Genomic DNA, 25,791 nt, shown 5'->3' with positions numbered 1-25,791 from the left:
CAAGAACCGAGAGTTATAGGACAAAAAGGGAGGGGAGGCAATGAATTTGTCCAAGAACCGAGAGTTATAGGACAAAAAGGGAAAAGAGGCAAAGATTTTGTCCCAAAACAAAGAGTTATATGACAAAATGACACGAGGAGCTAATGAGTTTGTCCAATTTGCCAACGAAACAGTGCCGCCCAAATTATTACAGAGCAAAACACGCTAACTAGCCACAGCAAAAAGCAGCCTAAATCGGCCGCTTTCCCCATTAATTATTGCTATTTGAAGGAGGTGATGTTTCTGCTTCTTCTAAGTCTTCTTCAATTGGTAATGGCAATGATGGCATAAGCCCGTCAGAATTGCCACTGTAGAATTGAGGAACGTCACCTGGGATAAAGGCTGCTACTAATGGAATTGTTGTTTTTACAGGATCTTTTATTGTTGAAAATGGAATAATAATTTGAGCATTCACTTCAAAGTCTATCGCTAATTGGAGATAAGTATTGTTAATCCCTGTATGAGTCACTTCACGATTTAGTTGAACATCGATATCAGAGATAGCTGTTAACTGAATTGGGACTTTAGGTCCGAGGTTTGCTAACAAACTATTCCCTGTTGCTTGACCTAATGGAATCGAATAAAGGAGCCCAATTTCTGGGACGGAATCATGTGTATCTCTAGGAATCGTTTCGACACCTGGTAGAGACCCACTTTCTAATAAATGGATATAAGTTTGTGAATTAGCAATTAAGGAGGTAAGCATTTCTCTATAAATAGGTGTATCAAAATAATAATAAGCAAGATTTCCGTTTTCATCCATTTCATATTTAAAGCTGTCTTGTATAGATACTTCATTATTAGCTTGACGTACGGCATATTCAATCACACTAGTACCAATTTTCTGTGTCTCCATTCTAGCAATATCAATAATGGTCGGCCTAATTTGAGCCTCAACGATATAAAAGCCTAAAAAAGTTAAGCCAATAAAAAGAATAAAAGAAATAAAAATCCGTTGACGGAATGTTAATTCAGTCTGGTTTTTATTGTTATTTAAATAATACTTTTTTTTAGGAAGTTTAAACATAAGCTCCTCCTCATAGGAAAGTTCGTTGTTGTAACTGTCTTTATTTATGCTTATGCAAAAACAAGCGATGACTTGCCCATAAATAGTTGGAGTTGTTGTGTGAAAAAAGGAGAAATCTATAAAAAGCAACCATCCAGCTTTTGGGTTTGGATGGCTGTTGAATCTTTATTTTCTTTAAAATCAAGCGGTTCCAAGCACGACGCCTTTTTTCTTTAAATATTGACGATAGGCGATGCTAACTCGGTCACAAACTAAAGAAAGTTCTGTTTGTAAATCGAGGGGGAGATCTTCTGGTTTTTGATTTTCAACAATGGGTTTATCTTGTGTGAAGATTAAATTCTGGAACTCAACCATTTCTTCTTCAGTCTGACCAGTGTCATAATTAACGGACATCATACCAAAAGCGATCGATTTTTGCTCTGCCACGGGCTGGACGGTTAAAACCATTGAGAAAATATGCCCTAAATCCGGGTCTCTTTTGGTGAATTTTACGGTAAGTGGGTTTAGAATTTCATACGTATAATAAACATGTTTCGCCACTCCAGATCCATCAGGGTCAGGTTGGTAAATGGCAATTTCGTCAGAGTAAATTCGCCCATCTTCTTCATGCATTTTATAATCACCGATAGTTGGGAAGGCAGAATCTCCAAGAAAGCCTTCATGTACAAAGGCAAGATGACCAACATCTAAAAAGTTTTCGACGATTCGTGGTGGGTTCGCTAATGTGAGCATCGGACCCCAAATCACGTTTTGGAATTGATGATCCTCTATTTCTGGAAAAGGAAAAAAGTGTGGAGTAGTTCCTTCTAAGTTAATCCAAACAAAACCATATTGCTCTGTACAGGAATATTTGGTGATTTTTGCTTTTTTAGGAATCGCTCTTCCTTCAGGGAGCTGAGGGATTTTGACACAATCACCGTTTGAAGCGTACTCCCAGCCATGGTATGGGCAAACTAAATTTCCATCGCGTACACAGCCCAAAGAGAGGGCAGCTCCACGATGAACACATAAGTCTTTAAATGCTTGAACGCCTTCTCCATTGCGGAAAATGACTATTCTTTCCCCCATAACCGTCACTTGAACTGGTTCATCTTTTAAATCAATCGCCCGATAAACGGCAATCCATTCATTTCTTAATACTCGATCTTGTACCGGCATCTGAAATTTCCTCCTAGTTGTTCATTCGACAATTTTCAATATCTATGCCCATTTTAGGAGTGTAACAGCAAAAAGTCAATCTTGAAAGCGAATGAAATGTTATTTTTTTATAAAAACGTTCGTATATTTCAGGTTCTTAAAATTTTATCCCTTGCACTAATAAGCATAAATTGGTAATCTAAATATACCTCATAATTCTAGGTAGGTGATGAGTTTGTTTGATCGTGAGTTAGTAAAAGGGAGCACATCATTACTCGTTTTACAGTTGCTTTCAACAGGTGATATGTATGGTTATCAAATCGTTAAAGAAATGAAGAAGCGTAGTGAAAATGCTCTAGAAGTTAAAGAAGGAACCTTGTATCCAGGGTTGCATAAGCTTGAAGACAAGGGCTTTATCGAATCTTATTGGAAAGAGCAAGAAAAAGGACCGGCCAGAAAATATTATCGCATAACAGCGGAGGGACAAGAGTTACTTGAATCGAAAACAAAGGAATGGAACTTGTTTGTGAAAATGATCAATCAGGTTTTAGGAACTTCAAAATGAACAAGTTGCTGCAAGAATACTTAAGTGATCTTGAAAAAGAATTAACTTCTGTTTGTAATACACGAGAGATCATAAAAGAATATCAATCGATTTTAAATGAGAAAAGTCGTGAATTCATGTATCAAGGCATAGATGAGGATGAGGCCGTTAAACGTTCCATCGAGGAACTTGGTCAAGTGAAGGACATTGCAGCCTGCTATCAAAAAGGGTCTATGAATCTAAACACACTCAAAAGAAAAATAATATGGGGGAATTATCTTCTATTATTTTCGGGCTTTGTATTGAGTATTCTTTATCATTATCAACCGTTCACTCCAATTGAATCTATTTGGTATGCTCTTGTTCATATGAAGTGGTTTCTTTTAGTTTCTTATGGTTCCTTATGGCTAATTGTTAGTTTTTGGATTGGGAAACTAAGTGGTATAAAAGGGAAAAAGCAAATCGAACAGGTCATTCAACTGGCGATAGTACCTAATCTCATTCTAATGTTTTGTGTGCTATTTGCAGAAGCGATTCAAAGTTGGTTTCATGCACTTATTACTCCACCATTTATAATAAGTTGTGTGATTGTTACCTTATTATTTTATCCATTAAGTAAAGTTAGTTTTAAAATAGGTTACTTAAAGGGGATTTAGATCTCCTTCTATTTTTACAAATATACATAGAATAACTAGGTATAATAAACGGGAGGTTTTTTACGATGATGGTTGTTCTACTCACATTTATGATTTTGATTCCAGTTAGTGGATTCATTGTTTACAAACAAGCAAAATTTTTGGGAATTACGTTGCTGTCAATCCCGCTCTTTCTTCTTTTGATTTTTGCAGGGTGGTGGTTTTATTCGATAAATCATCATTTTGTATCCTCGACTCCATTGTCTGAAGAGGCGATAGCTGGACTTCGATTAGGGAAACCCTTAATGGAGAAAGATTTTGAACGCTTAGGTTCATATGTAAAAAGGGAACAGACAGGTGGAATCGCTTATGATTTCCATTCGTTATATGTTAGCGTTGATGCAGAAAATCTCATTTCCTCGATATCATCCAGTCGTACTCAATTGGAGACAATATTTGGTCTTATGATTGGAGATACAGTTGAAAAAGCAAAATCTCTCTACGGCGATCGGTACTATACATATCGTGAAATGGGATTAGGCCAGGCGATTGTCTATGTAGACAGGGAAAATAACTATCAACTGACGCTTTGGACAATAGATGAGGAGACAATATATATGATTTGGTTTTCGGTTTATTAAGATGAAGGGAGAGGCACTAAAATGAGAGTTAAAATTATTTTGATTAGGTTAATGCTATTTATGTTGATAAGTATGACAGCATGTTCGTATGAAGAGTCAAAACGTAACAGAGAAAATGTTGAATCAACTCCATTAGAGCATGAAAAAATCGATGAACTTACAGTGGGGGAGGATTTTCAAGATTTGAATAAGGATATAGAAAGCCCATACAAAGTACACCCAGACAATACCTATTTTTCGGAATATAGAAACTATGATCAATACTGGAATGAAGATTTAATGTTAGCTGTTGAAAGAGAATCAGGGGAAGTCTTATCCATTTTAATGTTAGAGAATAATAGAGTCTCGAAAGTACTATCAGGTTTAAAGATTGGAGATTCAATCGACGAGATAACCAATTTCTATGGAAAGAGTTATTATGATTTTAAGGATCGTGAACAGGCTATTTATATATATGGATATGTTGATCACGATAATGGGTTGGAGTTAGCCTTTATTCATAATCAAAAGTGGATAACAGGAATTAGTCTTAGTCTTTATGATAAATTAGAATGGAAATAGGTTTTTTTAGCTAATGTCGTCCAATTGCCATCATCTTAACCTTCCGATAAAATAGTAATAGATTAGAAGAGATTGTTGGAGGAGGCCGTTTAAATGAATATCGTCATAATCGGTGCCGGTGCACTTGGTGTTTATTTTGGAAGTCGATTAGAAGAGATTGGGGAAAGCGTTACATATTTAGTGAGAGAGAAACGGGCGGCCCAAATAAAAGAATATGGTCTAAAAGTAAGCAGTCCAACAGGAGACTATCAAAGCTTGGAGCCACAAGTTATTCATAATCCAGCGGAAGTTGCTCATGTTGATTTAGTCATATTAGCTGTTAAGGGTCAGCACTTACAAGGGGCACTTGAGCCATTAAAAACGTTTGTGGAAAAAGGAGCGAAAGTGCTCCCTCTGTTAAATGGGATTGAGCATATTTCTATTTTACAAAAAGAGCTAGGTGAAGAGGTTGTTTTAGGAGGATTATCCTTTATAATAGCTACTTTGAATGGTGAGGGTCATGTTGTTCATTCAAGTGAATTCCATGATTTGATATTTGGACCACTTCACCCTTCACAAAATGAATTTTGCCAGCAACTTCATGTCATTATGGAAGCAGCAAACTTTCATAATGTGTTAAGTGATGATATTTCCTTTAAAATGTGGGAAAAGTATATGTTTATTTCTTCTTTTTCAGGAATAACTACAGCAACAAATCTACCGATTGGTCCAATTCGCGAACAAGTAGAAACATTTAATATCGCTAAAAGTCTTTTAAAAGAATTAAAACAATTAGCAAATGAATACGGCGTCTATCTAAGTGATGTTCATGTTGAGGAAGCAGTTGAGAAGTTTCGTCTTTTAAATGAAGAAACGACTTCATCCATGCATCAAGATAGGCGAAAAGGTTTGGCACTAGAAGTCGATCATTTACACGGTGGAGCCCTTCGGTTAGCAAAAGACAAGGGGTTACAGCTTCCATATACAGAGACAATTTTAGCCATGATTAAACCGTTCGAGAAAACTAAGGGATAGATATGAATATCTTTCGAGAACTTCATATGGATGAGCAAACCTTAACGAGGTGGGATAGACTTTTTGTACCAGCATTTGATTTGTTTTATTTTATAAATGAAACCGAAGCCATGCAGTATTTAGTAAAAGATACTTTAATTATGACAAGAAAAGAATTTGCAAATGATGCTAGACTTAATACGATGAATGTAATAAATAGTTTATTTCTTTGGCAGGTGAAAAAGGAATCGAGCGTTGTCGCTATTGTGCCAAATGAGCTATTTTTAACTTGGCCAGTTAAACAGCAGGTGAAGGTTTTATTGGAGCAGCATCGTTTAGGGAGAGGGTTAGTTTGGGATGAGCAGCTTATTGACTATTATTTTAATAAGCTTGACGGAGAAATAAAAAGTCGGCTCTTACAAATAATTGAAGAGTTTTTCTTATTTAGTTATGAAGGCAAGAGGGTTGCGGCAATTAATCATCATAATTGGAATCAATTATCTTGGGAGCAGAAAGCCTTCTTTTTAAAAGGATATGCAACGTTGTTTGTGAACTATGAAGATATATGGACGAGTTTACAGGTAGAGAAAAAAGAATTCGTCAAAAAAGAGTATCCTCACTTACTCAAATTTATCAATCGATACCCTGAACAGAATGGAGCAAATTGTTTTGCAACTGTTTTTAGCAGCAGCAACTGAAAACAGCACGATGCTAATTGGATTATTAAGCAATGGCTGCAGCCAGATTTGTTCCTGCTAGGGTTAAAACAACGGGATTACGTATTGGCTTTTGAAATGGAGGAACTTGAGGAGAGGTTGTTAAAAACTGAAGATGTGATTATTTGGAAAAACGATGAAAATGAGTTAATCCATACGAATTTTTATTTAGGTGTCGGTTTAGTTTTTAATAAAGATGGACAGCTGATGTTTAATCCTGGGCAAATCATAACAATTGATCAGTTAAGCAGCACTTGGAAAGGAAAAATAGAAATTTATCGAAAAAAAGATTAGAAGTAGGTTTTATCGTGACAAAACAAGGGTATAGGTGTACGTTTGTGTTAAACGGATCATTGTTTTGAAAGGGAAAGGTTCGCTAAATCTTTCTTAAATGGGATAGAGATGCCGATGGAATAAGTATGACCGAATCGTTGCCAAACCGATTGGACAAGTTATTCGTTAATATTGTTAAAGGCTTAACAATACTAGTCATTTCGTACAATAAATTTAGATAATAAAGAGGGGTAGCGAAATTATGAAAACGGTCTATGAATTTTTTAAGGAACAAACATGGGGGCTTACAGAAGCCTGGTACGAGGCACTGGATAAAACTCAGGATGGAATTTATAGTACGACAGATCCTAATCAAATTAAGAAACTAAAAGATCAGAACTATCAATTTCATTTGCATTTTGCCGAGTTATTTAATGAAGAAACAACGAAATTAAACGGTGAATTCGATAAATGGGTTGATAATATTGCTCAAGACCAAGGACATCTAAATACACCATTAGATCAAATTATCGGTGAATTTTTTAATGTTCAAGGACAGTATATTGAATTAATTCAGAATTATATTGAGAGTTTAGAAGAGAAACCGTCACATAAAGAAGTAATTAAGTGGACCAAACTAATAACAAATGCCTTTAATAAGATCGTTCAAGAATTTAGTAAACGTAATATCGTGGAGTCTGAGAAGTTGTTACGTTCTCAACAAGAGATGATTTTAGAACTAAGCTCTCCGGTGATATCGATCAGAAAAGACGTAGCGATCCTTCCTTTAGTTGGGGATATTGATACACATCGAGCTCAAGTCATTTTTGATAAGACGTTAGCACAATGTAATGAATTACAAGTGCAGAACCTAGTCATTGATCTATCAGGTGTTGCGATTGTCGATACGATGGTTGCGAGCAAGATTTTTCAAGTAATTGAAGGCTTACAATTAATCGGAACGAAGGCAAGTCTTTCTGGCATCCGTCCTGAAATCGCTCAAACAGCGATCCAATTAGGTATTAACTTTAAATCCGTTGAAACTCATTCGTCACTAGCACAGGCTTTTTCAGCTAAGAATGTATTTGACGCCTAAATAGTAAATAAGAAAACGATGGCAGTCGCGATCGTTTTTTCTTATTTTCTCTAAAAAACCAATAATAAATGATTCGACGAAATTCACAATTAAATAAAAGAATGGTAAGATAAAATAAATATTTTGAATATTTAAAATATAATTCTTTGAAAATTCGTATTTCATTCCAAGGGAGGTAACATGGAGATTAAAAAGGTAATAGCGATTCTTGATAGTTGGGATCTTGAATTAAAAACGGCGATCAAGTTATCTGAAAAAGCAGCAAAAATTACCACAATTAATGACATACATTTTGTCTTAAAAAGAAAAAAAGATAAAGAATCCATTGTAAGAGAGGCGAAGTTGCTTTCGTTTATTCAAGAGCAAGGCATCAATGTGCAAGTTCTCGTTCATACAAAAGACGCGGAATTTTATGCTGTTTTTACAGGAGATGTTTATTGTCTTTATCATTTTATTGAAGGGGAAACTTTTTTCGCTGACGAATGTATCCGTAATCCGATAGTGCCTGCTGTGCTTGGAGAAACGATAGCCTCTTTACATAAAGCAATGGCAAGTGAACAAATGACACTTCTGTATCCAACAAAAAACTTGTATAATATGGTAAAGGAGTTTGCTCATGTAGAAATCAATGCGGTTGATAATACTGCTTCTCTTGCACCGATTTGGGCTGTCTTTAACAAAGAATTAGAAGTGAAAATGAATAAGTTGCCAAAGCAAGTCATTCATCGTGATATGCATTTATTTAATATGATCTATAAAAGTGGTGAACTGGCAGAGGTAATTGACTTTGACCAAGCGGAGGTTAATTTACGTTTATTTGATTTAGCATACTGCTCCACGAGTATTTTAAATGAACTTTTTGATTTTGAATCGAAAAGACACGACTGGTTTCTGTTTGTTCAGGAACTCTGCTTAAGTTATAACGAAACGAACCCGTTATCAAAGGAGGAACAAGAGCTCATTTGGCACGTGATGCTTGCGATTCAATTAATCTTTATGGCCTTTTTCCTTCAGGATGAACATTTGTATAGTCGAAATAAAGAAATGCTTTTATGGCTTTTTGAAAATCAATCTAAACTAAAACAGGTATGGTGAAAGTCTTGAATGATTATGCGTTTCATATGAAAAAAGTTTGGAAAGATATTGATTTTTTTCAAGTTAGGCTTTTATTAAAAAACAGTGATATCCAGTTGAACTTAAAGCTCTACACTGATAATGAGGAACTTTATGAACTCCAGAGAGGCATAAAACTATTTATTGAAAAATTAGGAAAAAATGATTATTATTGGTCTGCTGGAAGTTTGGAAGCAACTCACTATTTGTCCTTGCGTTTTTATTTGAAGGATGTTCTAGGGAGAATCGCGATTGAGGTGAATGTGAATAACACCCTTGAAATACCAGAACAAATCAAAGCCCAATTTTATTTAACTACTGAATTTAACCAATTAGATAATATGATCTTGGAACTTGAGCGTTTTATTAGAGAAGAACAAGATGAATGGAAAGGTTTAATTTTATAAATGATTGTTTGAAGTCTGGTATTTGTTGAAAAAGAGAAATTGAAATTTAATAAAGGATTTGTGGATTGAAGGGTATGTGTAAATGAAATAAAATGAGAGTGTATTCAAACTGAGTGTATGGCTTTTACATAATGAAACAGTTGATTTTGAGAGGGAGTATTAGTGTGTATAAAGAAATTGAAGGGGTTCGTGTTTGGGGAACTCCTATGGAAAATGCAGTTAATCAAGCGGTCGCTTGCTCAAAGTACGGGCAAGTCGAACAAGTACTGTTAATGGCCGATCATCATTATGGTTATAGCCAGCCTGTAGGTGGTGTCGTCGTTTATGATGGTCAAATTTCGCCATCAGGAGTCGGTTATGATATTGCCTGTGGAAATAAAGCGGTTCGTACGAATTTAAAATATGAAGATATTAAAGAGGATATAAGTTCAATTATGGACCAAGTAGCCGCTCAAATTTCTTTTGGAGTTGGTCGTAAAAATCAAGAAAAGGTTGATCATGAGCTTTTTGATGATCCAGATTGGTCCGTTTATCAACAAATTGGTACACACGAGCATAATTCCTTGAAAAAATTAGCAAGAAGTCAATTAGGAACAGTTGGTTCAGGCAATCATTTTGTCGATATTTTTGTTGAGGCAGAAACAGATGATATTTGGGTTGCCAATCATTTTGGTAGCCGTGGTTTCGGTCATAAAACAGCGAGTGGATTTTTGAACTTAGCTAAAGGGAAAGCGTTTAGCGAAAATGTACAAGGTGAAAAGATGGAAGCTGAACCAACTTTATTAGATTTAAATACAGAAGTTGGTGATATGTACTATCGAGCGATGAATTTAGCTGGTAAATATGCCTATGCGGGAAGAGATTATGTGATTGAGAAAGTGTTGCGTATTTTACAAGCAGAAGCGACTTTTACTGTTCATAATCACCATAATTTTGCTTGGAAAGAGAATCATAATGGGAAAAACTTAATCGTCGTTCGAAAAGGAGCAACGCCATCAGCGCCAGGACAATTAGGGTTTATCGGGGGCAGCATGGGTGATTATTCGGTTATTGTAGAAGGAAAAGATTCAGCTGAGAATGTCGATGCTTTTTATAGTACTGTACACGGAGCTGGTCGGGTGATGAGCCGCACAAAAGCGGCTGGTAGAATGAATTGGAAAACAAAAAAACGAAGTGGTGGCGAAATTTCGCCAGAGCAAATGTATACGGCGGTCAAAGATTTTGGCGTTGAACTACGAGGTGCAGGCACTGATGAAAGTCCATTTGTATACAAAAAACTAGCAGAAGTTCTTGCTGCTCATGATGAAACTCTTCATGTGAAGCACCGTCTGAAACCAATTGGTGTCTGTATGGCCGGAGCAGGAGAAATGGACCCTTATAAGGATTAATAGCTGGTGATTGGATAAAAGGTAAATTAAATGAGTGGACAAAGCGGGTGACGGGAGCCTTGTTTTGTCCTCTATTTGTGTTTTATTGGACAAATAGAGGAGGGACAGAAGAGAGTTTGTCCAATAACTGGGGTTTATAGGACAAAAAAGAGAGATGGAGGAGTGCTTTGTCCAATAACTAGGGGTTATAGGACAAAAAAGAGAAAGAGCAAAGGGGTTTGTCCAATAACGGGAGTTTATAGGACAAAAAAGAGATTGAGGGCAAGTTAAGTGTCTCTTAACGAGAGTAAATAGAAAAGGAAAGGAAAATACAATGAGAGCTCGCAGTGGTGTTGTAATTATAGAGAGTAATGCGGTTGTCTTGATTAAACGAATGAGAGAGGGGCAGGTGTATTATGTTTTTCCTGGTGGTGGGATTGAAAACGGAGAAACGCCAGAAGAAGCAGCTAAGCGAGAAGCTTATGAAGAATTAGGGATAGAGGTAGAAATTGGTGAACTAATAAAGACAATTGAATTTAATGGCCAACAATTTTTCTTTCAAGCAAAAATTCTTGCGGGTACACTCGGTACAGGTGTTGGGGAGGAGTATAGTGACGAGAGAAATCGTGGCACCTATGAACCTGTATGGCTGCGATTATCTCAACTTTCCTCCATTGATGTAAGACCAGAGGAATTAGGGGAGGAATTAAGGAAAAGAATAACAGATTAGAAAAGGCTATGAATGTAATAAAACTTGGAGAACTATTATAGCCTTTTCCTAAAGATAGAAGAGTTCTGATTCACTGTCATACAGTATTAGAGCTCTTTTTTTATTAAGGGTTAATACAATTTTACTGATTGTAATGTAAGGCGACCGATAGTCTCACTTAAACCGGGATTAACAATTCTACTTTGACTTCCTCTTCGCCTTCTTCTAAATAAAAAATCTCTAGTTGGGTTGCACCTATCAATTTTTGTTGAAGTCTAACTTTGTGCATCCACTGAAAGAGGCGTTCATACCCTTCACTGATTGTTTTATTGGTACAAGTAATCATGGCATATTTTGTTTTCTTTAAAGGAATTTCTAACATATCTTCTGGTTGCGGAACGGACTCTCTCACTTCAAAACAAGCAAAATAGGTGGCCAAAACCTCATTACATAAAAAAGGAGAAATAAGAGTGGTGTTATCTTTAACGGCTTGCACATCGTCTTTTCTTTTCAAAAACTGATGTTGTATTTTTTTGGCTTCAGTTGGAAAGCCATTTGGAAAAAGAGTGGTTGTACTAATACCAACTAATAAATATTCTCTTTCGACAAGCTGGCATTGTAAAAAAGGTGTCAATTTAAATTTGGCATCCATTCAAAAACCTCCTCAATCATCCTTTATTTTTAGTTCGAGCTCAACAGGAAAATCCCCTTTAATGAAATATAGAGAAATAAATGATTTGATTAAAATATAGATGATATGATATGTTGTTTGTAAATTAATAAACAAAATTAAGTTTTGTTTACTTTATGTGTGAGGTGTATAGATTTTGATAAATGAAAATGATTTTTGGGATTCAACGGTTGATGAGATGGCACAAGGCTTTCGTTATGAACCTGCTAGTGGACTTTATCAATGCCTTTTATGTGATTATATGTGCGAGGATGGAATTATTTACAAACAAGGAGAGTTTTTATTAGAGGCCAAAAAAGCGATAGTTTATCATATTAAAGACAAGCACCACTCAAGTTTAGATTCTTTACTAGGTTTTGATAAAAAATATACCGGCTTAACAGAGCAACAGCGTGAGCTTATTCGAGCATTTTATGATGGACTTTCAGATAAAGAAGTGGCCGAAAAGCTTGGAATTGGAAGTGTTTCAACAGTCCGAAATCACCGTTTTAAGTTAAAGGAGAAGGAAAAACAAGCAAAAGTCTTTTTAGCGATTATGAAAAGTTTACTGGAGAAGGATGAAGATAAATTAGTGAGTGTACATAAGGGGGCGAAAATGGTGGATGAACGTTATATAACGACTGAGCAGGAAAAAGAAAAGATATTGAGCACGTACTTTAAAGAGGGGGTAGCTGGACCATTGGCGGTTTTCCCTAGTAAAGAAAAGCGGAAAATAATTGTTTTACAGCAAATCACAAATCGGTTTGAGCGGAAAAAGGTGTATACAGAGAAGGAAGTAAGTGAGATTTTAAAACGAATTTATCCTGACTTTGCAACCATTCGACGTTATTTAATTGAATATGGATTTATGGAAAGAAATAAGGATGGTTTGGAGTATTGGCTGAAGTAAACGATTAATAAAGGGGAGTGTAGCGATGCCAATTTATAATAAACTGGTCCGTGACCAGATACCAGAAATAATCGGAAAAACAGGTGCAAAATATTCTATTGAAAAGTTAGATGAAGAGTTATATCAAAAAGAGTTACGAAGAAAACTTCAAGAAGAGATCGATGAGTATATGGCCGCTCCAACAGACAATGAAGCCGTTGAAGAGCTAGCTGATGTATTAGAAGTGATATTTGCACTCGCCAAGACCCATCAATCGAATGAGTTAATACTTGAAACGATTCGAGAAGACAAACGTATAAAAAGGGGAGCCTTTGATAAACGGATCTATTTAGTCGAGGTAGAAGATTAAATATTTTGATTGGAGGAATGAAAATGAATGAAAGCTTTTTTGTCGGCTGGGGAACGTTAGCTTTAATTAACGCAGGTCTTGCCCAAGGAAAGAATCGAACGGGACTTAATTGGTTTTTGTTATCGTTAGTACTTGGACCTGTCGCGACATTCATTCTCTTATTTGTGGAAAAGAGAAACAGTTGATGATGAAACTAACGGCTTACCTCATTTTGGCCGGGGATGTTGTGTAAAAAAGAGAGAGGAAGCCCGTTCACCCCTAAGTAGCAATTAAAAAAGTAGATTAGGAGCCAGTGCTTCTGATCTACTTTTTATAGTTAGTTTTTCGGTAAGGCAGATTGAATCGTTTCTTCTACTGCTTTATTTAGTTCCGACAATGAGCTGAATTCGGCAGGAGCAATAGGTTCATGGACAACTAGAGTTACATTGGCTGGTTGGAATTTCCCGTTCAACTCTTCCATGATTCGATAAGAGCCGTTAATGGTAATCGGCAGAATTTTAACGCCTGCTTTTTTGGCAATTCTTGAGCCCGAATTCCCGAAATCACCCATTGAATCACCTTTGCTGCGGTGTCCTTCAGGAAAAATAGAAACCGGCTTACCATCCTTTACCATTTCACCAGCCTTGGCTAATTGTCGGACTGCATCCCGTGGGTTTTCGCGGTCGATAAAAATACACATTTTATTCGTCATCCATTGGCCGAATAAAGGGACCTTTTCGAGGGACTTTTTAGCAATAAACGATAAATCTTCATTTACATGGGCAAGCAATAAAGGAATGTCAAAATTCCCTTGATGGTTGGAAATGTACAAGTAGTGTTCATCATCCTTAATGTGTTCAAGGCCTTTAACGTTCACTTTTGTTCCGGTAAGTTTTAATGTATTTGTTGCTATTTTTTTGGCGAGCTGATTTGTTTTTCTATAACGAACTTCTTCATTTTGTGTTTTTAACCAAAGCATGCTAGGAATAATGCTAATAAAAAATAAAATCGCATGTCCATAAACCAGAATATTACGCATGTTGACACTCCTCTAATTGAAGCTATTTTCAAATAAAGACTAAAAATGATAGTCAAAGGTGAATACCAAAAACTATCATACTGTTTTTTTACGATAAAATCAAAATAAGCTTCTTGATTCATTGACAGTTTTATTGAAGGAGGAGTTCTTATATCGTTTGAAGAATTTTAGATTAATAAATCTTATTTAGGTGGGAGAACTATATTTGAAAAATCAATTATTTCAAGTCACTCTTTCTTTAATTTTATTTACTTTTATGTTCCATTCGACTGGATATGCTAATTCTTCTTGGCAATGGCTCACTTCAAGTCCGAAAGAAATATTACCATTGGCGATTATCTTGACACTTTGTTTTGAAATAATAGGTATTTTGTTTTTAGGGAAATTAGTTAAAAACTATCTTATAAAAGTAATTGCAGCATTGATAATTATGGTTGCAAATATTGTCTCTTTTCTCTTTCCTTACATATTTCGAGCGATTGAATTTCAAGCCATTTCTGGAGGGTGGTCCTATGCTTGGTATGATGCCTTTGCCGCAGGACCCTATTATATTGTCTTAACTGGTTACTTATTTTTAACTTTATCTATAGAAGTACCGCTCATTTATTTACTCTTGAAAAAATATAGCAAAGACAAACGAGTTCTTTTAGGCGTGGTCATTTCGGTCAATGTGATGACCACCTTAATTGTGGCTATTATGGAGCGAATGATGTTTTATGGTCATTGGTAATAGATTTTATTTTTTCACAAAGAGGGGATGCAGATGAATTTACGGTTTTTAAATGAGACGGATGCAAAGTTGTATCAAGAACTACGATTGAAGGCTTTATTAATCAATCCGGAAGCATTTGGTTCAACGTATGAGCGGGAAAAAGCATTCACCTTAGAGATGATAGAAAAACGGTTAAAGCCAACTGAGGATAAATTTGTTATGGGATTTTTTGACAATCATGTATTAGTTAGTATGTTGACTTTTATACGCGAAAGTAACTTTAAAACGGTCCACAAAGGAAATGTCTTTGGAATGTTTGTTTTACCAGAAAAACGAGGTCAGGGAATAGGCAAGGCGATTTTGCTTGAGTTAATAAAAGTGGCAAAAAACATGACTGGTTTGGAACAAATTAAATTGACCGTCGTGTCAGAAAATAAGGCAGCCAAGAGTTTATATCAGTCCATAGGGTTCGAAGTCTATGGTGTGGAGCGGAACGCCCTAAAATTTAACGAACAGTATTTTGATGAGGAATTAATGGTCTTGTATATTTAAAATTAAAAATAAAAGGCGAACCTGAATCTAGTAGGTTTGCTTTTTATTTTGTGCACTGATCCAAATTTCATTATATGGTAAAATATTAGAAAATATCCAATCTTAAGAAAATGTTGAAATGCTCCATGGAGGTGGTTAAATGAGGTTACGACAAATGGCTGTCGCTTTTTTAATGAATGAAGATGAGCAAATCTTGTTTTTACAAAAAAAAGAGAAGTCAGCCTTTTTACCAGGTATGTTGGTTCCGATCGGTGGTCATATGGAAACAGCAGAAATGAATGAACCGAAAGTGGCTTGTTTACGTGAGGTAAAGGAAGAAACGGGTTTAAGAGCAGAGGATATTCATCATCTAACATTAAAATATATTGTTTTACGAATGAAGGGAATAGAGGAAATTCGAATGCAGTATGTCTTTTTTGGTCACGTAACAAAAGCTCGTCTATTATTGGAAAGTGATGAAGGGAAATTAAGTTGGCAACACCAGAAAGTGATTAGGAATACGAGTGTGACGGCTACGACAAAAGAAATCATCCATCATTATAGGAACGAACAAAAAAATGAACAAGTTTATGTAGGGACAATGAAAGCAAATGGAGAAAACCCAGCGATCACTTGGGCGTTGTTAGAGGATTGGGAAACATTTCATAAGAATTTGAAGCCAAGTTAAAAAGGGAAAAGTAAGTGAATAAATGTTGTTATCTTTAGAAAAAATGACGGAGGAACAATTTTTGTACGAGTAAAAATAAATATGGATAATAAATGAGGGAATGTCGATACTAACCAATGCGATTCATTGAAATTAAAATCTATTTTAAGGGTGATTTGTAGTGGAAATTCAAAAAGAAGCGAATCGACATTTTATTAATAATGAAAATGGGGAAATGATTGGCGAGGTAACCTATAGGGCTACAGATGAAGGAAAAGTGATCCTCGACCACACATTTGTGGATGAATCTAGGCGTGGGGAAAACATAGCCTCAGAGCTTGTCGCTTCCGTCGTTACTGAGATGAAAAAGCAAAACAAAAAAATTGTCCCACTTTGTCCATTCGCAAAAGCAGAGTTTAAAAAGAAAAAAGAATATCAAGAGATCGAGGCAAGTGAATGAAGTCAAATAGTTACATCAACTTGAAAAAGCTAAGAAGAAATCACGAAAGACTAACATGCTTATTTAGAGCTGGAATGAAAATAAGTGATCAGCTACGATTATTTGGAAAACTCTATACTTAGCGAACGGAATACACGGAGACTCCAGTGGGAATAGCATCAGCGGAAGACCCCGAAGGCTAAAGTATAAAACCGAGGAGGCAGAAGCGATGCCCACGGACGCGGAGTGTATTCCGGGAGCGGTTGCCGAAGATGTCTCCATTATTTTTCAGTACGAGTGAAAAGTGCTGATGAAGACAATGGATGGCTCTATCATTATCGCTGGTTAAATTTAAAGGATAATAAAAATGTAGAGCTTGGTGGGTATTTAGGGGGAAAATTAAAGGTACTTAAACTATGAATCTGTGAAAAAAACTTCAAATAGCGAGGCTATCATAATGAGTAAACTAACATATATAAAATTAGAGGATGAATTAGAAGAATTAATCAAGTTATACACGCAGTCCACTTGGTCCTACCATTCTGACCCTAGTCCAACAGAAGCGGAAATAAAAAAGCTTTATCGAAATGGATGGTTCTCAGATGATAAGGAAACATTTTGGGTTTTAGAGAACACTCAAAAAGTTGGACTCTTAATCATTGCCGATATATCTGATACAATGCCTTTATTCTATGATTTAAGACTAAGTGAAACTGCTAGGGGAAAAGGATTTGGACTGGAATGCATCAACTGGGCCACTAATTATGTTTTTTTTAGTTCAAAGGATAAGTTAAGAATGGAAGCTTATACCCGCGCTGATAATATTGCGATGCGTAAGGTTTTCTCAAAAAGTTTATTTCAAAAAGAAGGCTATTTACGCTCGTCATGGGAGCATGAGAATGGGAAAGTTTCTGACTCTCTTCTTTATGCCGTTATTAGAACGGACTGGGAAAAAGGGCAGAAGGCTCCGATTGATTTAAACAAACAATCATTTTAAGAAGGAGGATAGAAATGACTTTTATCTTGCCGGATTGGGCTATCGTTATCTTTTACATTATAAAGGTTAGTTTAATTGTCTTATTTTGGGTCACTACACTTAAGGCCATAGAGAAAAAACTCATATGGAAAATTCCAATGTTTTTGAGTAGTGTTTTTTTCATTTGCTTAATCTTTACGAGTCAATATTTTATTCAATCCTTCTATGATGTAGTCAATTTAGATGAATTTGATGTGGTGATTGATGGGGACGGTCGATATGTTGAATCTAATGCCGGAAAAGGTGTATGGACAACAGATAAAAACCTGTTTATTTATTCCAACACAGACATGACCGATTCGTATAAATGGAGGTTTAAAACATCAGATAGTGAATGGATTGAACTTGTCATTTCAATCACTTTTTACCCAGCTGACAAAGAAACGATGAGTGACTATTACGCAGAATTTCGTCAAACACAGAGTAATTTAAAGTTAGCTTCTTTTCATATGAACGAATATTTTGATGAATTGCTACGAAAAAAATGGCGAGATGGATTACGTGATGAAATTAGGTTAATTACGATTGAAGAGTTTACAGAAGAAAAAGCAACAGAAATTATCGAGGCTGTCAGGAGTGCCGTATTAGACGAACAAGAACAAGTGTTGTTTGAGGTTCATTACGAGACTTTGAAAGTGAAGAGGTAAGGATTTATAGCTAATTTAATTAATATGATTCTTTCTGATTTCCCTATAAAAGGAGAAGTTGAAATATAATCAAAATATTTAGATAAATAAACCATTTTTATAGGAACGTACATTCGCCTTTGTGGTAAACTAAACATATAAGGGGTGTGTTCGATGAATCAAATGGTCCTTGAGAAGAAAATGCAAAAGTACGGTGTAGTCGGGCTTAGTTTAGCGACTATTGATGGAGAAAAAAGCGAAGTGATTTGCTGTGGAAAGAAAAGAGAAGAAGTGGCTGAATTAATTAAGGAAGAGACTTTGTTTAATGCTTGCTCAATAAGCAAGTTTGTAACCGCCTTTTTAACCGTAAAACTTGCTCATGAGAAAAAAGTAGATTTAGATAAGGATTTAAAAGATGAGTTATTTCAAACTGGATTTATCAACTCTGGTCATCCAGTTCAACATAACATGACCTTAAGACAATTACTCAGGCATCAAGCAGGAGTTCATGATCCAGAACATAGTTTTTCACCTTTAAGCACAGCTCATTTCCCAACAATGGAGGAAGTCCTAATTGGTCAAACAAGTTATATGAAGGAAAATCTTTTGATTCAATCAAAAGCAAATCAGTTCGCTTATACGGATGCAGGATATTGTCTCATTCAATATGTACTAGAAAAAACAACTGGTCAAACATTTGAACGGCTAATGGACGAGCATATTTTTCAACCTTTAAATATGACAAACAGTACATTTAATTGGCAGGAAATCTTGACTGTACCGAAACTTGCAACGTACGGACATCATAAAAGCGGAAAGGTTTATTTGAAGGAAGAAACGATTTATCCATTCCATGCTGCGTCTGGACTGTGGTCGACGTCGACCGATTTGGCTAAATTAATGATGGAATGGAATCAAACGTTACAAGGTAGGAGTCGCTTAGGAATTAGTGTTCACACGCTCAATGAATTGCTTCAAACAACAGAAGAGCATCCATATGCGGGGTTAGGGCTATTTTTAGATAGAGAAAATGAGCAACTTGAAATATCCTCTTTAGGTTGGGGAGTTGGTTTTCAATCGATGCTCATTTATTATCCTTCTTTAGAAAAAGGCTTTGTTATTATGACAAACACAGACTTAGGTGTTCATCAAACAAAAGGGTTAATAGGTGATATATATCAATCATTTAAACATAATATAGGGTAAGGAATCTAAACTCAACTAGAGGTTAGGAGTGATTAAAGTGACAAAAGATCAGAAAACACCTGCAGAAAGAAGAGAGCGCTTAAGGCAAGAAGAACTAAAAAGAAATCCGACCGGAAATTTAGGGGATTCTTTTAATCGTGCTAATAGTGGTAGTTTAGCCGATCTTACTGGTAGTTTTGGTTGGAAAGGATTTTTAGTTCTTATAGTCTTAATTTTGATTGGATTAATTGTTGCTTATGTAATGAAGGGGAGTTAAGGTGAACGGACTATTAAAGGAAGAAGCGATATTAGAAGGTATTTTGATAAAATGTAAGGAAGAATTTTTGTGGGAAGTAGTAGGGGTAAAGCCAATCAAACGAGGGTATTTAAACTTAAAGTGGAAAGTGGATACAACGAACGGCACTTTTCTCGTGAAACAGTATCATCAAAAGCGGTTAGCGAAATATGATTGGCATGAATTACATGATGCTTTAAAACGACAAATCCGACTATCTGAAGAAGGTTTTCCAACGCCTAAATTATTAGATGTTGGAGAAGAAGTCATGCTGAAGTCTAACGATGGCGAGCTTTTTGTAATAATGGATTATGTGGAGGGAGATATCATTTCCGCTGGTCATGTGAGTGCAGGACAAATGTATGATTTAGGCTTGCAAACTGGGAAAATGCATAAATGGTTAAATGGGGAAAAATCATCAGTTTTAGTTCCTGCATTCAACATACCACCAAAGGATGTGAGAATTCATTTTTGGCAACAAAAAAAGGAAAAAGCGTTTGATAAAACATTGTTTGATTTAATTGAAATGCAAATAACTTTAACGAAAAAGATCGCTCTCACTGAAATAAGTGAAATCGACGCTGGCTGGGCCCATCGTGACTTATGGCTTGATAATGTACTATTTAATGAGAGTAAGGTAGCAGCGATTCTTGATCTTGATCGGCTAAAATATGATTATCCATTACTTGATGTCGCCAGAATGATTATCTCGGCAACATTATTTGAAGGGGAATCACAGACAGAGTTAATCGATTCATTTATTAACGGCTATAACAAATATCATCAACTTAGCAAGAGACAATTACTCAATTCACTTAGACTTCTCTGGTATATGGAAAGTACATGGTGGATTACAGAGAAAAAAGAGCAAACTTCTAAACCAGCACAGAGGTTTTACGAAGAAATGATTTGGCTTACTTATCACTATGAGCAATTAGAACAGCTACTCGAATAAAAGGGGGTTCTATCATGAGTTATGAAAAAGAAATCTGAGATTGTTAAGGAGGGCTCTGAAATGAAAAACTTTATTTTTATTTGGCGTAGTTTTATATTACTTTCTCTATTTACATTGTTCTTAGCAAATATTCTTGAACCTATGTTTTTTTACTCGATGATTTCTGCTATTTTCTTTTTTCATACAATCCCATGGCTTTTAAAAAAATGGACCCTTTCACACGAACGAGCGAAAAGTAATTCCCCATAAACTTGAAGAAAAGAAGATGTCTCCTCATAAAATGATCTCCTTCCCAATAAAGTGAACGATGATGGACTCTTTTTCAAACGGTTTGACCATAGTCATAAATTCAATTTGATGGTGGTGAAACTGTTTATCTTTTATAAATCCTAACTTTTTATACAAACGGATCGCTCTTTGGTTAAAAGTAGCAACGGTTAATCGTAAGCTAGTTTGAGAAGTTTTTTGTTTCTGGATATATGAAAAGATGAACGAGCAAAAATCGTAGCCATTTCCTCTTCCTGTTAAATGAGGTTTTATTCCTAAACCTACATCGGTACAGTCATTTTCATATGCTTTTACTAGCACACCTGATGGGACTTGTGAAGAGCGACCTGTGCAGAAGAAGCCAACCAATCCATTGTTTTGATTTACTACTGCAAAATAATTTTCCTCTAGTAGCTCTGATAAGGCGTGGTTCGAATAATAAATATTGTAAAAATCATATGGCTTTGGATAACGCCATTGAAGAATTTCAAACGCGTATTTTTGATTCATTGGTAATATTGTTAAATCCCCCATTTACATCACCTCTCTTTTATCTAACATTATTATATTCGGAAAAGTCGAAATAATATAAAGGGATTTGAATCTTTTTTGTTCTTTTTTCCTTAAAATCAAATCAAAAACAAGGCATTAATAGGAAAAGGGGAAAATCAATGTGAGATCAAAATAATTTAATCATTAAAAATGGTCAAATGATGAAATCGAATCGAGAGTCCTATGTTTCGGTGAAACAGTTAAAGCAAGTAAAGGAACATTATCAGACCATTCCACCAAAGCGTTTGAATGAAATGGAGCTATTATTCAGAGACTTATTAAAATAGTTACAAAATGAAATGAAACATGAGACTCCTCCAACTGACAAGGACGTTCAACGTTTAGCTATTATGTGGAAGAAATCGCATATTCATTCTCAAATGGGAATAAAAAGTTTGAGCAACAAGCCGAGAGATTTTACCAAGAAAATCCGAATAATCCGATTCAGTTTGGTTTAGATGCAGAATTGTTCCAGTATATTCAGTCTGCCTTAAGGGCTTAGTTAAATTTTTTAATAAAAGAGTTAAAAGTCTTCCTAAAAAAATTCGTAGGAAGGCTGTTTTTGTGATGGTTTCAAGGGTAAAATAAGGGGACTTAGGAGGGGAAAGAATGGCAAATTTAAAAGGGAAAGTCGCTTTAGTAGCAGGTGGTACAAGAGGTGCTGGTCGTGGGATTGCGATGGAACTTGGGGCTGCCGGAGCGACTGTATATATAACGGGGCGGACAACGAGAGAAAGTCAATCGGAATACGGTAGACCAGAAACGATTGAAGAAACGGCTGATTTAGTCAACGAATTTGGAGGAGTAGGGATTCCAGTACAAGTTGATCACTTGCAAACGGATCAAGTCGAAAAACTCGTCCAACGGATTGAATCTGAACAAGGTCAGCTCGATATTTTGGTGAACGATATTTGGGGTAGTGAATACTTGGTAGAATGGGATAAAAAGGTCTGGGAACATTCTGTTGAAAAAGGGTTACGAATGTTGCGCTTAGCGGTTGATACGCATCTAATTACAAGCCACTTCGCTCTGCCACTTTTAATCAAAAAGGAAGGTGGGTTAGTTATCGAAATGACAGATGGAACGGAAGAGTTTAACAATCAAAATTATAGACAACCGATTTATTATGACCTTGTAAAAAGCTCAGTGATTCGAATGGCGAAAGCACTGTCACATGAGTTGAAACCTTATGGTGGAACGGCGATTTCTTTAACACCAGGTTGGATGCGTTCTGAGATTATGCTTGAGGTTTTTGGCGTAACGGAAGCAAATTGGCATGATGCGATTAAAAAAGAACCACATTTTGCGATTTCAGAGTCACCTCGCTTTACTGGGAAGGCTGTGGTTGCTTTAGCCGTAGATGAAAAAAAGCAAGAATTAACCGGAAAATCATTATCAAGCGGAGCCCTAGCGAAAAAGTATCAATTTAATGACATCGATGGCACAAGACCAGATTGCTGGCGCTATATGGAGGAAGTCCAATTTGCAGGAAAAGAAGCCAGTGTAGAAGGATATCGATAATGATTTTGGTGGCGACTACTTTATTGGAGTAGTCGTTTTTTTATATTTCTATATGTGAAGAATGGAGGTTACAAGATAAACGGGAGAGGGGAATTGTGAAATTGTCCATGAAAAAGGGTTATAGGGCAGCCGAGAGAAAAGGAGCGTGAAATTGTCCGAGAAAAGAGAGTTATAGGACAAGCATGTGAGGAGAATCATGAAGTTGTCCAAGTAAAGAGGGTTATAGGACAGCCGTGAGAGGAGAATCGAAAAATTGTCCATGAAAGTAGGTTTAAAGGACAAAAAGCAGAAGTGATAACAGAAACTGTCCAGAAAAAGAGAGCAAAAGGGGCTACAACACTTTTTCTGAAAACAAATTAAAACATTCACAGCCCACTCCCGATCTCCAGCATATGATACACCACCAAATCTAGCAAGATTTAAATGTCCGACTTTTTTTAGATGAGGAGTATCAATAAATGTATTCTCACTTCCAACCCAGCTGAATTTATACATTTGTCGTCTCAGTTTCTAAATAGAACTTAATACGCTGGCATAATTTTTTGACGGCATCGGTATCACCAAAAGGGGCTTTTTCCCAATCGTATACAGCCATTGGTCCCCAAAATTGTTGAGGCGTATTTGGATAACGAGGTACAAGATGTAAATGTAAGTGTGGCAATGCATTTCCGGCTACATAGGAATAAATATGTTCTGCATTTTCCGATTCCAATAAAGCCTTACTGACTCTAGCTATTGCCACTCCAAAAGCTTTGGCTTCTTCGGATGTCATATGTCCAAGTGTTGGAGCATGTCTTTTTAAATCGATCATAAGATGACCTAAATAGTGTGGTTGCTCTTTTTGGTCAATATGGCCAACAAAAACAAACTCATCCTCGTAAATCGTGATTCCTGAAGTTTCGATTATTCCCTTATGTTTTGAACAAATAAAACAGTCATCCATTGTTCCCTCTCCTTATTTAGGTAAATTTTACAAAGTATACTACAAAAAAAGATAAGAGTGGTGGAATTTTTGAAAAAGTTAATAATTATCGTATTAGAACACTGTTACTTATGAATTCAAGCAAAAAAAACATGATATAATTAGGAAAAAAGTAAGGGTGAGGATGGTTGTATGCTCAAACGAAAATATGGGGATCGCTTAAAATGGAAAAGAATAAAAAAAAGAAAATATGCCCAATCCTTTATGAACAGTCAACCATTTACTGGTCATATTACCCTTTTAAAGATGGTGAAAGTGAGTCATCCGCTTATCGTAAGTTATGAGGAGCATTCCCTTTGTATTGCTAATGACGGATATACGTGGTTACAGCATTTTCCTCAAAATCAACATCATGCTGTTACGACGATGTTTAATCAGGATGGAGACTGGATTCAGTCTTATATTGATATTTGTGTACAAAATGGCGTTGATCAAAAAGGAGTTCCTTGGCTTGAAGATTTGTTTCTTGATCTAATCGTTCTCTCAACGGGTGAAGTGATTGTAAAAGACGAGGATGAATTAAAAGAAGGCCTTCAGAAAGAAATGATTGAACAAGAATTATATGATCTAGCCTGGCAAGAAGGTAACCGAATCATAAATGATATTAAAGACGGAAAATTTGAAATTTTAAATTTGGCAAAAAAACACCGTGATGATTTATTAAAAAATTTAAAATGAATTGGTTTGCAAAAGTTCTAGTTAATTTATAAAGTGACAAAAGGTATAGCCAAAATCGGCTATACCTTAATTTTTAATATTTATTAACAGGATCAGGTCCGTCGATTTTTTTAATATCGGCATCTGTAAGTTTTTCATTGTTTCGTAGAATGAAAATGAGAATCGGAAAAAGAATTCCGAAAGTGATGACGGTGAAAATGGTAAATGGTATAGCCTGACTACTATATCTTTCATAAAGTAAGAACATCACATAAATACTAAAGGCCAATGATGCAATCGAAAGCAAAAATCCGATAACAGGAATAAAATCTAATATGATTGAGCCTACGATAAGTCCGGGATAAGCAAGTGGTATGTGCTGCTTCCATGATTGGTTTGATTGTTTCTCAGCAATTAACCCGATTAAATAAAGGTTTAAGAATGGAACAAAGGCCATCCAAGAGTTATCAAGCCCTTCCCTTTCTGAAAGTCGTTTTAGACCAAATCCGAGTAATAAATAAAGTGTAATGGCAATGGCGATAAATAATAGAATAACAATGATAAATGCACCTGCAAGCATAACAGCTACTTCACCGATCATAATAATTCCTCCTTGTTTATAGAATTGGTAAAAGATTAGTATAATTTGGATTAAATTGTATGTCAAAACAAATTCTCCATTTTTGTAAAAATTGTGACAGTTATCGTGATTTAAATGATCTTAATAGGTCTAATTACGTAGGATGATGTAAAATCCGCTTAGGTGAATATCCTTAATAGCAACTATCGCTTTGGAGAGTTTGATTTTTAGGTCCATATGTTTTTAATATATTCATCGTTGGATGCAAATAAAACATCATATGAAAATAATAAAAGAAAAAATAAGTAGTAAAATGGGCCCGCTTTTTGGTTTTGAACAACATGGATTTGGGAATAAAACATTAAGCGCGATTTTTAAAATGGAGGTTATGTTATGTTGCACCCAGATGAGGTTAAGCTTTTTCGACGAGACATCATATTTCTGGAAAAAGTAAAAGCGAAAGCAACGGCCAACGACCCTTCCTGTCCATATATCACAATGATTAATGACCAAATCTATTTGCTAAAAGAAGCCATTAGAAAACTACATGAATCACAATATAGATATTTAAAAAATATATG

Annotated in this window: 34 protein-coding genes; 27 read left to right on the top strand and 7 right to left on the bottom strand. The window is 35.7% G+C overall.

The genetic code is table 11. The annotated features are described in order from the left end of the window. Positions 1-250: 250 nt before the first annotated feature. Positions 251-1,066, bottom strand: coding sequence for a sporulation protein YunB (gene yunB, locus AA0017_RS11305; RefSeq protein WP_413382083.1), 816 nt, complete (start codon positions 1,064-1,066; stop codon positions 251-253). Between the two features lie 180 nt (positions 1,067-1,246). After that, positions 1,247-2,224 (bottom strand): Rieske 2Fe-2S domain-containing protein, encoded by a 978-nt coding sequence (locus AA0017_RS11300; protein WP_413382080.1) that lies wholly within the window; start codon positions 2,222-2,224, stop codon positions 1,247-1,249. A 214-nt stretch (positions 2,225-2,438) separates the two neighbouring features. Here AA0017_RS11300 and AA0017_RS11295 point away from each other — a divergent pair, with 214 nt between their 5' ends. From AA0017_RS11295 to AA0017_RS11240, 12 genes are all read left to right on the top strand, one after another. Next, a complete protein-coding gene (locus AA0017_RS11295; protein ID WP_413382077.1) occupies positions 2,439-2,768 on the top strand; it encodes a PadR family transcriptional regulator in 330 nt (109 codons plus the stop codon). Further along, the gene (locus AA0017_RS11290) at positions 2,765-3,403 is read left to right on the top strand and encodes a hypothetical protein (RefSeq protein ID WP_413382074.1); all 639 of its coding nucleotides are present in this window, start codon (positions 2,765-2,767) and stop codon (positions 3,401-3,403) included. Before AA0017_RS11295 ends, AA0017_RS11290 begins: the two co-directional genes overlap by 4 nt. Before the next feature lie 65 nt (positions 3,404-3,468). Then, positions 3,469-4,023, top strand: coding sequence for a hypothetical protein (locus AA0017_RS11285; protein ID WP_413382071.1), 555 nt, complete (start codon positions 3,469-3,471; stop codon positions 4,021-4,023). Between the two features lie 21 nt (positions 4,024-4,044). Further along, entirely contained in the window at positions 4,045-4,584 is a 540-nt protein-coding gene (locus AA0017_RS11280; RefSeq protein WP_413382068.1) for a hypothetical protein, read from the top strand. 93 nt (positions 4,585-4,677) lie between these two features. Further along, positions 4,678-5,598, top strand: coding sequence for a ketopantoate reductase family protein (locus AA0017_RS11275; protein ID WP_413382065.1), 921 nt, complete (start codon positions 4,678-4,680; stop codon positions 5,596-5,598). Between the two features lie 2 nt (positions 5,599-5,600). Further along, positions 5,601-6,275 (top strand): hypothetical protein, encoded by a 675-nt coding sequence (locus tag AA0017_RS11270; protein ID WP_413382062.1) that lies wholly within the window; start codon positions 5,601-5,603, stop codon positions 6,273-6,275. An 84-nt stretch (positions 6,276-6,359) separates the two neighbouring features. Beyond that, complete coding sequence (locus AA0017_RS11265) at positions 6,360-6,587, top strand: hypothetical protein (RefSeq protein WP_413382060.1); 228 nt, start codon at positions 6,360-6,362, stop codon at positions 6,585-6,587. Between the two features lie 241 nt (positions 6,588-6,828). Next, a complete protein-coding gene (locus tag AA0017_RS11260; protein WP_413382058.1) occupies positions 6,829-7,662 on the top strand; it encodes an STAS domain-containing protein in 834 nt (277 codons plus the stop codon). A 180-nt stretch (positions 7,663-7,842) separates the two neighbouring features. After that, the gene (locus AA0017_RS11255; protein ID WP_413382055.1) at positions 7,843-8,757 is read left to right on the top strand and encodes a phosphotransferase enzyme family protein; all 915 of its coding nucleotides are present in this window, start codon (positions 7,843-7,845) and stop codon (positions 8,755-8,757) included. 5 nt (positions 8,758-8,762) lie between these two features. Beyond that, entirely contained in the window at positions 8,763-9,182 is a 420-nt protein-coding gene (locus AA0017_RS11250; protein ID WP_413382052.1) for a hypothetical protein, read from the top strand. A 206-nt stretch (positions 9,183-9,388) separates the two neighbouring features. Continuing rightward, positions 9,389-10,570 carry an RtcB family protein gene (locus AA0017_RS11245; protein ID WP_413382561.1) on the top strand — a complete coding sequence of 394 codons (1,182 nt, stop codon included), beginning with the start codon at positions 9,389-9,391 and terminating at the stop codon, positions 10,568-10,570. A gap of 313 nt (positions 10,571-10,883) precedes the next feature. Continuing rightward, a complete protein-coding gene (locus AA0017_RS11240) occupies positions 10,884-11,279 on the top strand; it encodes an NUDIX hydrolase (protein ID WP_413382049.1) in 396 nt (131 codons plus the stop codon). 157 nt (positions 11,280-11,436) lie between these two features. Here the strand turns inward: AA0017_RS11240 and AA0017_RS11235 are convergent, their stop codons facing one another. Continuing rightward, a complete protein-coding gene (locus tag AA0017_RS11235; protein ID WP_413382046.1) occupies positions 11,437-11,910 on the bottom strand; it encodes an effector binding domain-containing protein in 474 nt (157 codons plus the stop codon). A 175-nt stretch (positions 11,911-12,085) separates the two neighbouring features. On the opposite strand from AA0017_RS11235, the gene AA0017_RS11230 reads away from it, so the two are divergent. Genes AA0017_RS11230 through AA0017_RS11220 form a run of 3 tightly spaced genes read left to right on the top strand, consistent with a single transcriptional unit; the run spans position 12,086 to position 13,372 of the window. After that, positions 12,086-12,838, top strand: coding sequence for a DUF2087 domain-containing protein (locus AA0017_RS11230; protein ID WP_413382043.1), 753 nt, complete (start codon positions 12,086-12,088; stop codon positions 12,836-12,838). 25 nt (positions 12,839-12,863) lie between these two features. Beyond that, complete coding sequence (locus tag AA0017_RS11225; protein WP_413382040.1) at positions 12,864-13,187, top strand: phosphoribosyl-ATP pyrophosphohydrolase; 324 nt, start codon at positions 12,864-12,866, stop codon at positions 13,185-13,187. Positions 13,188-13,210: 23 nt separating this feature from the next. Next, positions 13,211-13,372 (top strand): hypothetical protein, encoded by a 162-nt coding sequence (locus tag AA0017_RS11220; protein ID WP_413382038.1) that lies wholly within the window; start codon positions 13,211-13,213, stop codon positions 13,370-13,372. Between the two features lie 131 nt (positions 13,373-13,503). Here the strand turns inward: AA0017_RS11220 and AA0017_RS11215 are convergent, their stop codons facing one another. Beyond that, on the bottom strand, positions 13,504-14,205 hold the full coding sequence (locus tag AA0017_RS11215; RefSeq protein WP_413382035.1) for a lysophospholipid acyltransferase family protein: 702 nt from the start codon (positions 14,203-14,205) through the stop codon (positions 13,504-13,506). A 205-nt stretch (positions 14,206-14,410) separates the two neighbouring features. Between AA0017_RS11215 and AA0017_RS11210 the strand changes: the two genes are divergently transcribed. The 10 genes from AA0017_RS11210 to AA0017_RS11165 all read left to right on the top strand — a co-directional run bounded on the left by AA0017_RS11210 (position 14,411) and on the right by AA0017_RS11165 (position 20,900). Continuing rightward, on the top strand, positions 14,411-14,935 hold the full coding sequence (locus tag AA0017_RS11210; RefSeq protein ID WP_413382032.1) for a hypothetical protein: 525 nt from the start codon (positions 14,411-14,413) through the stop codon (positions 14,933-14,935). A 33-nt stretch (positions 14,936-14,968) separates the two neighbouring features. Continuing rightward, positions 14,969-15,469 carry a GNAT family N-acetyltransferase gene (locus AA0017_RS11205; protein WP_413382029.1) on the top strand — a complete coding sequence of 167 codons (501 nt, stop codon included), beginning with the start codon at positions 14,969-14,971 and terminating at the stop codon, positions 15,467-15,469. A 139-nt stretch (positions 15,470-15,608) separates the two neighbouring features. Continuing rightward, positions 15,609-16,136: an NUDIX domain-containing protein gene (locus tag AA0017_RS11200; protein WP_413382026.1), complete on the top strand. Its 528-nt coding sequence runs from the start codon at positions 15,609-15,611 to the stop codon at positions 16,134-16,136. A 160-nt stretch (positions 16,137-16,296) separates the two neighbouring features. Continuing rightward, positions 16,297-16,575: a GNAT family N-acetyltransferase gene (locus tag AA0017_RS11195; RefSeq protein ID WP_413382023.1), complete on the top strand. Its 279-nt coding sequence runs from the start codon at positions 16,297-16,299 to the stop codon at positions 16,573-16,575. A 436-nt stretch (positions 16,576-17,011) separates the two neighbouring features. After that, positions 17,012-17,551 carry a GNAT family N-acetyltransferase gene (locus tag AA0017_RS11190; protein WP_413382018.1) on the top strand — a complete coding sequence of 180 codons (540 nt, stop codon included), beginning with the start codon at positions 17,012-17,014 and terminating at the stop codon, positions 17,549-17,551. Between the two features lie 14 nt (positions 17,552-17,565). Then, the gene (locus tag AA0017_RS11185; RefSeq protein WP_413382015.1) at positions 17,566-18,237 is read left to right on the top strand and encodes a hypothetical protein; all 672 of its coding nucleotides are present in this window, start codon (positions 17,566-17,568) and stop codon (positions 18,235-18,237) included. Between the two features lie 153 nt (positions 18,238-18,390). Continuing rightward, positions 18,391-19,422 (top strand): serine hydrolase domain-containing protein, encoded by a 1,032-nt coding sequence (locus AA0017_RS11180; protein ID WP_413382012.1) that lies wholly within the window; start codon positions 18,391-18,393, stop codon positions 19,420-19,422. A 37-nt stretch (positions 19,423-19,459) separates the two neighbouring features. After that, positions 19,460-19,678 (top strand): DUF6366 family protein, encoded by a 219-nt coding sequence (locus tag AA0017_RS11175; protein ID WP_413382009.1) that lies wholly within the window; start codon positions 19,460-19,462, stop codon positions 19,676-19,678. A 1-nt stretch (position 19,679) separates the two neighbouring features. Then, on the top strand, positions 19,680-20,651 hold the full coding sequence (locus tag AA0017_RS11170) for a phosphotransferase enzyme family protein (protein ID WP_413382006.1): 972 nt from the start codon (positions 19,680-19,682) through the stop codon (positions 20,649-20,651). Between the two features lie 60 nt (positions 20,652-20,711). Next, positions 20,712-20,900 (top strand): hypothetical protein, encoded by a 189-nt coding sequence (locus AA0017_RS11165; protein WP_413382003.1) that lies wholly within the window; start codon positions 20,712-20,714, stop codon positions 20,898-20,900. A gap of 24 nt (positions 20,901-20,924) precedes the next feature. Here the strand turns inward: AA0017_RS11165 and AA0017_RS11160 are convergent, their stop codons facing one another. Continuing rightward, entirely contained in the window at positions 20,925-21,452 is a 528-nt protein-coding gene (locus tag AA0017_RS11160; protein ID WP_413382000.1) for a GNAT family N-acetyltransferase, read from the bottom strand. A gap of 627 nt (positions 21,453-22,079) precedes the next feature. On the opposite strand from AA0017_RS11160, the gene AA0017_RS11155 reads away from it, so the two are divergent. After that, a complete protein-coding gene (locus AA0017_RS11155; protein WP_413381998.1) occupies positions 22,080-22,991 on the top strand; it encodes an SDR family oxidoreductase in 912 nt (303 codons plus the stop codon). A gap of 487 nt (positions 22,992-23,478) precedes the next feature. Here AA0017_RS11155 and AA0017_RS11150 read toward each other — a convergent pair whose 3' ends face one another. Further along, positions 23,479-23,934: an HIT family protein gene (locus tag AA0017_RS11150; RefSeq protein ID WP_413381996.1), complete on the bottom strand. Its 456-nt coding sequence runs from the start codon at positions 23,932-23,934 to the stop codon at positions 23,479-23,481. Positions 23,935-24,105: 171 nt separating this feature from the next. On the opposite strand from AA0017_RS11150, the gene AA0017_RS11145 reads away from it, so the two are divergent. Continuing rightward, positions 24,106-24,651 carry a DUF402 domain-containing protein gene (locus AA0017_RS11145; RefSeq protein ID WP_413381994.1) on the top strand — a complete coding sequence of 182 codons (546 nt, stop codon included), beginning with the start codon at positions 24,106-24,108 and terminating at the stop codon, positions 24,649-24,651. A gap of 73 nt (positions 24,652-24,724) precedes the next feature. Here the strand turns inward: AA0017_RS11145 and AA0017_RS11140 are convergent, their stop codons facing one another. Continuing rightward, positions 24,725-25,231, bottom strand: a complete 507-nt coding sequence (locus AA0017_RS11140) for a hypothetical protein (protein WP_413381991.1) — start codon at positions 25,229-25,231, stop codon at positions 24,725-24,727. Between the last annotated feature and the right edge of the window lie 560 nt (positions 25,232-25,791).

Source organism: Alkalihalobacillus phoenicis, from assembly GCF_047302405.1.
Lineage (GTDB): Bacteria > Bacillota > Bacilli > Bacillales > Bacillaceae_D > Alkalihalobacillus.
This window is presented reverse-complemented; position numbering and strand designations above follow the sequence as displayed.